This is a genomic window from Rheinheimera lutimaris, assembly GCF_013283795.1.
Classification (GTDB): Bacteria; Pseudomonadota; Gammaproteobacteria; order Enterobacterales; family Alteromonadaceae; genus Alishewanella; species Alishewanella lutimaris.
Map to the genome: position 1 here is coordinate 1 of NZ_JABSOD010000041.1, position 5527 is coordinate 5527.

3 tRNA genes and 2 rRNA genes are annotated in these 5527 nt (G+C 50.7%); all 5 read left to right on the plus strand.

Annotated elements, in window-relative coordinates:
• Nucleotides 1–147: 147 nt before the first annotated feature.
• The 5 genes from HRH59_RS19045 (at nucleotide 148) to HRH59_RS19065 (ending at nucleotide 5438) form a co-directional block, all read left to right on the plus strand.
• Nucleotides 148–1784, plus strand: a 16S ribosomal RNA gene (locus HRH59_RS19045).
• An 85-nt stretch (nucleotides 1785–1869) separates the two neighbouring features.
• A tRNA-Ile gene (locus tag HRH59_RS19050) sits at nucleotides 1870–1946 on the plus strand.
• A gap of 213 nt (nucleotides 1947–2159) precedes the next feature.
• A tRNA-Ile gene (locus HRH59_RS19055) sits at nucleotides 2160–2236 on the plus strand.
• Nucleotides 2237–2240: 4 nt separating this feature from the next.
• A tRNA-Ala gene (locus HRH59_RS19060) sits at nucleotides 2241–2316 on the plus strand.
• A gap of 239 nt (nucleotides 2317–2555) precedes the next feature.
• Nucleotides 2556–5438 (plus strand): 23S ribosomal RNA (locus HRH59_RS19065).
• Together the 16S and 23S rRNA genes with 3 tRNA genes alongside form the textbook arrangement of a ribosomal RNA operon.
• Nucleotides 5439–5527: the final 89 nt, after the last annotated feature.

Genomic DNA, 5527 nt, shown 5'->3' on the forward strand with positions numbered 1-5527 from the left:
GCACGCTCTTTAACAATTAGCAATCAATCATCTGTGTGGGCACTTATGATGGATTTCACGAGAAATGAAATTTATCGGTTGAGTGGCTTATACAGAAATGTTTTAAGTCAGTAAGACTGAGCGTCACTTCGGTGACAGAAAGAACTTTAATTGAAGAGTTTGATCATGGCTCAGATTGAACGCTGGCGGCAGGCCTAACACATGCAAGTCGAGCGGGGTTTTCGGACCTAGCGGCGGACGGGTGAGTAATGTATAGGGAGCTGCCCGATAGAGGGGGATACCAGTTGGAAACGACTGTTAATACCGCATAATGTCTACGGACCAAAGTGTGGGACCTTCGGGCCACATGCTATCGGATGCACCTATATGGGATTAGCTGGTTGGTGGGGTAATGGCTCACCAAGGCGACGATCCCTAGCTGGTTTGAGAGGATGATCAGCCACACTGGAACTGAGACACGGTCCAGACTCCTACGGGAGGCAGCAGTGGGGAATATTGGACAATGGGCGCAAGCCTGATCCAGCCATGCCGCGTGTGTGAAGAAGGCCTTCGGGTTGTAAAGCACTTTCAGCGGGGAGGAAGGGNCGGGAGGCAGCAGTGGGGAATATTGGACAATGGGCGCAAGCCTGATCCAGCCATGCCGCGTGTGTGAAGAAGGCCTTCGGGTTGTAAAGCACTTTCAGCGGGGAGGAAGGGTGTTGTGTTAATAGCACAGCATTTTGACGTTACCCGCAGAAGAAGCACCGGCTAACTCCGTGCCAGCAGCCGCGGTAATACGGAGGGTGCAAGCGTTAATCGGAATTACTGGGCGTAAAGCGCACGTAGGCGGTATGTTAAGTTGGATGTGAAAGCCCCGGGCTCAACCTGGGAATTGCATTCAAAACTGGCATGCTAGAGTATGTGAGAGGGGGGTAGAATTCCAAGTGTAGCGGTGAAATGCGTAGAGATTTGGAGGAATACCAGTGGCGAAGGCGGCCCCCTGGCACAATACTGACGCTCAGGTGCGAAAGCGTGGGGAGCAAACAGGATTAGATACCCTGGTAGTCCACGCCGTAAACGATGTCTACTAGCTGTTCGTGGTCTTGTACTGTGAGTAGCGCAGCTAACGCACTAAGTAGACCGCCTGGGGAGTACGGTCGCAAGATTAAAACTCAAATGAATTGACGGGGGCCCGCACAAGCGGTGGAGCATGTGGTTTAATTCGACGCAACGCGAAGAACCTTACCTACTCTTGACATCTACGGAAGATTGCAGAGATGCGATTGTGCCTTCGGGAACCGTAAGACAGGTGCTGCATGGCTGTCGTCAGCTCGTGTTGTGAAATGTTGGGTTAAGTCCCGCAACGAGCGCAACCCTTATCCTTAGTTGCCAGCACGTAATGGTGGGAACTCTAGGGAGACTGCCGGTGATAAACCGGAGGAAGGTGGGGACGACGTCAAGTCATCATGGCCCTTACGAGTAGGGCTACACACGTGCTACAATGGTACGTACAGAGGGAGGCAAGCTGGCGACAGTGAGCGGATCTCATAAAGCGTATCGTAGTCCGGATTGGAGTCTGCAACTCGACTCCATGAAGTCGGAATCGCTAGTAATCGTGAATCAGAATGTCACGGTGAATACGTTCCCGGGCCTTGTACACACCGCCCGTCACACCATGGGAGTGGGTTGCAAAAGAAGTAGGTAGCTTAACCTTCGGGAGGGCGCTTACCACTTTGTGATTCATGACTGGGGTGAAGTCGTAACAAGGTAACCGTAGGGGAACCTGCGGTTGGATCACCTCCTTACCTAACGTGAATTGAAGTTATAAGTGTTCACACAGATGATTGATTGTAACGTAGAGCAAACAGTAAGAACCATTGCGGTTACGGCTGGTCTGTAGCTCAGGTGGTTAGAGCGCACCCCTGATAAGGGTGAGGTCGGTAGTTCGAGTCTACTCAGACCAACCAATTCGCCGCCAGGCGTTGTTGCAGCGACCCTCACATACTTTAAGTATGCTTCGGTTCACTGCGCCTGGCCTGACAACGAATGTACCATATTGTATGGGGTTATAGCTCAGCTGGGAGAGCGCCTGCCTTGCANGAAGTTATAAGTGTTCACACAGATGATTGATTGCATGAGATAGAGCAAACAGTTTTGCGCGGCGAATGTTGCGTTAAAATTGGTCTGTAGCTCAGGTGGTTAGAGCGCGCCCCTGATAAGGGCGAGGTCGGTAGTTCGAGTCTACTCAGACCAACCAGATTGGGGTTATAGCTCAGCTGGGAGAGCGCCTGCCTTGCACGCAGGAGGTCAGCGGTTCGATCCCGCTTAACTCCACCATTACTTTTAAGTAATTTACTGTTTGAAAACTCAAAGACAAGTTCTTNNNCTTCTGGTTTAAGAAACCTGCTCTGAAAATTCAAATATAAGCGCTTAGGCTTAAGTGTTTATATTTGAGTTTAATCTCAAACTGCTCTTTAACAATTTGGCAAGCTGATAGTAGTAAAAAACAAGGTAACAATATTTATTTGTGAACCTTAAACACACTGTATGATTCTGAAGACATTTTGGGGTTGTATGGTTAAGTGAATAAGCGTACACGGTGGATGCCTTGGCAGTCAGAGGCGATGAAGGACGTACTAACCTGCGAAAAGCTGTGGGAAGCCGGTAAGAGGCGTTAGACCCGCAGATATCCGAATGGGGAAACCCAGTGCATTTATGCACTATCCCAACATGAATACATAGTGTTGGGAGGCAAACCGGGAGAACTGAAACATCTAAGTACCCCGAGGAAAAGAAATCAACCGAGATTCCGTTAGTAGCGGCGAGCGAACGCGGAGTAGCCCTTAAGCTGTATTAGTGTTAGTGGAATGGTCTGGAAAGGCCAGCGATACAGGGTGATAGCCCCGTACACGACAATGCTTTTACAGTGAAAACGAGTAGGACGGGACACGTGGTATCCTGTTTGAACATGGGGGGACCATCCTCCAAGGCTAAATACTCCTGACTGACCGATAGTGAACCAGTACCGTGAGGGAAAGGCGAAAAGAACCCCTGTAAGGGGAGTGAAATAGAACCTGAAACCGTGTACGTACAAGCAGTGGGAGCACCTTCGTGGTGTGACTGCGTACCTTTTGTATAATGGGTCAGCGACTTACATTCTGTAGCGAGGTTAACCGAATAGGGGAGCCGTAGGGAAACCGAGTCTTAACTGGGCGAATAGTTGCAGGGTGTAGACCCGAAACCGGGCGATCTATCCATGAGCAGGTTGAAGGTTGGGTAACACTAACTGGAGGACCGAACCCACATCTGTTGAAAAAGATGGGGATGACTTGTGGATCGGAGTGAAAGGCTAATCAAGCCCGGAGATATCTGGTTCTCCTCGAAAGCTATTTAGGTAGCGCCTCGAGCGAATACCATTGGGGGTAGAGCACTGTTTGGGCTAGGGGGTCATCCCGACTTACCAACCCCATGCAAACTCCGAATACCAATGAGTACTACTCGGGAGACACACGGCGGGTGCTAACGTCCGTCGTGAAAAGGGAAACAACCCAGACCGCCAGCTAAGGTCCCAAAGTAATGATTAAGTGGAAAACGATGTGGGAAGGCATAGACAGCTAGGAGGTTGGCTTAGAAGCAGCCACCCTTTAAAGAAAGCGTAATAGCTCACTAGTCGAGTCGGCCTGCGCGGAAGATGTAACGGGGCTAAATCATTCACCGAAGCTGCGGACTTGTGCTTGCACAAGTGGTAGAGGAGCGTTCTGTAAGCCTGTGAAGGTTGTCCGGGAGGATGGCTGGAGGTATCAGAAGTGCGAATGCTGACATGAGTAACGATAAGGGGAGTGAAAAACTTCCCCGCCGAAAGACCAAGGGTTCCTATCCCATGCTAATCAGGGTAGGGTGAGTCGGCTCCTAAGGCGAGGCTGAAAGGCGTAGTCGATGGGAAACAGGTTAATATTCCTGTACCGGCCAATACTGCGATGGGGGGACGGAGAAAGCTAGGCAGGCGCGGCGTTGGTAGTCCGCGTGAAAGTATGTAGGTTGGACGTTTAGGAAAATCCGGATGTCTAAGACTGAGATACGAGACGAGTCACTACGGTGACGAAGCTGTTAACGCTATGCTTCCAGGAAAAGCCTCTAAGCTTCAGGTATTGGTGACCGTACCCTAAACCGACACAGGTGGTCAGGTAGAGCATACCAAGGCGCTTGAGAGAACTCGGCTGAAGGAACTAGGCAAAATAGTACCGTAACTTCGGGAGAAGGTACGCTCTTTGCTGTGAAGGACTTGCTCCGTAAGCAGCGAAGAGTCGCAGTGACCAGCTGGCTGCAACTGTTTATTAAAAACACAGCACTCTGCAAACTCGTAAGAGGACGTATAGGGTGTGACACCTGCCCGGTGCCGGAAGGTTAATTGATGGGGTTAGCGCAAGCGAAGCTCTTGATCGAAGCCCCGGTAAACGGCGGCCGTAACTATAACGGTCCTAAGGTAGCGAAATTCCTTGTCGGGTAAGTTCCGACCTGCACGAATGGTGTAATGATGGCCAGGCTGTCTCCAGCCGAGACTCAGTGAAATTGAAATTGCGGTGAAGATGCCGTATACCCGCGGCTAGACGGAAAGACCCCGTGAACCTTTACTATAGCTTGGCACTGAACATTGACCCTACATGTGTAGGATAGGTGGGAGGCTTTGAAGTTGGAACGCCAGTTCTGATGGAGCCGTCCTTGAAATACCACCCTTGTATGTTTGATGTTCTAACGTAGGTCCCTGAATCGGGATTGCGGACAGTGTCTGGTGGGTAGTTTGACTGGGGCGGTCTCCTCCTAAAGAGTAACGGAGGAGCACGAAGGTTGGCTAAGTACGGTCGGACATCGTACGGTTAGTGTAATGGTAGAAGCCAGCTTAACTGCGAGACAGACACGTCGAGCAGGTACGAAAGTAGGTCATAGTGATCCGGTGGTTCTGTATGGAAGGGCCATCGCTCAACGGATAAAAGGTACTCCGGGGATAACAGGCTGATACCGCCCAAGAGTTCATATCGACGGCGGTGTTTGGCACCTCGATGTCGGCTCATCACATCCTGGGGCTGAAGTCGGTCCCAAGGGTATGGCTGTTCGCCATTTAAAGTGGTACGCGAGCTGGGTTTAGAACGTCGTGAGACAGTTCGGTCCCTATCTGCCGTGGGCGTTGGATGATTGAGTGGAGTTGCTCCTAGTACGAGAGGACCGGAGTGAACGAACCGCTGGTGTTCGGGTTGTCATGCCAATGGCATTGCCCGGTAGCTACGTTCGGAACGGATAACCGCTGAAAGCATCTAAGCGGGAAGCCGGCCACAAGATGAGTCATCCCTCAGACTTTAAGTCTGCTAAAGGGTCGTTGGAGACCACAACGTTGATAGGTGAGGTGTGGAAGCGTGGTGACACGTTAAGCTAACTCATACTAATTGCCCGAGAGGCTTAACCATACAACGCCCAAGATGTTTTAGAGAAAGAATACAGTGTGTTTACTCATCAGATTGCCAAATATCGGAACGAGTTTTTATCAAATCCCTCC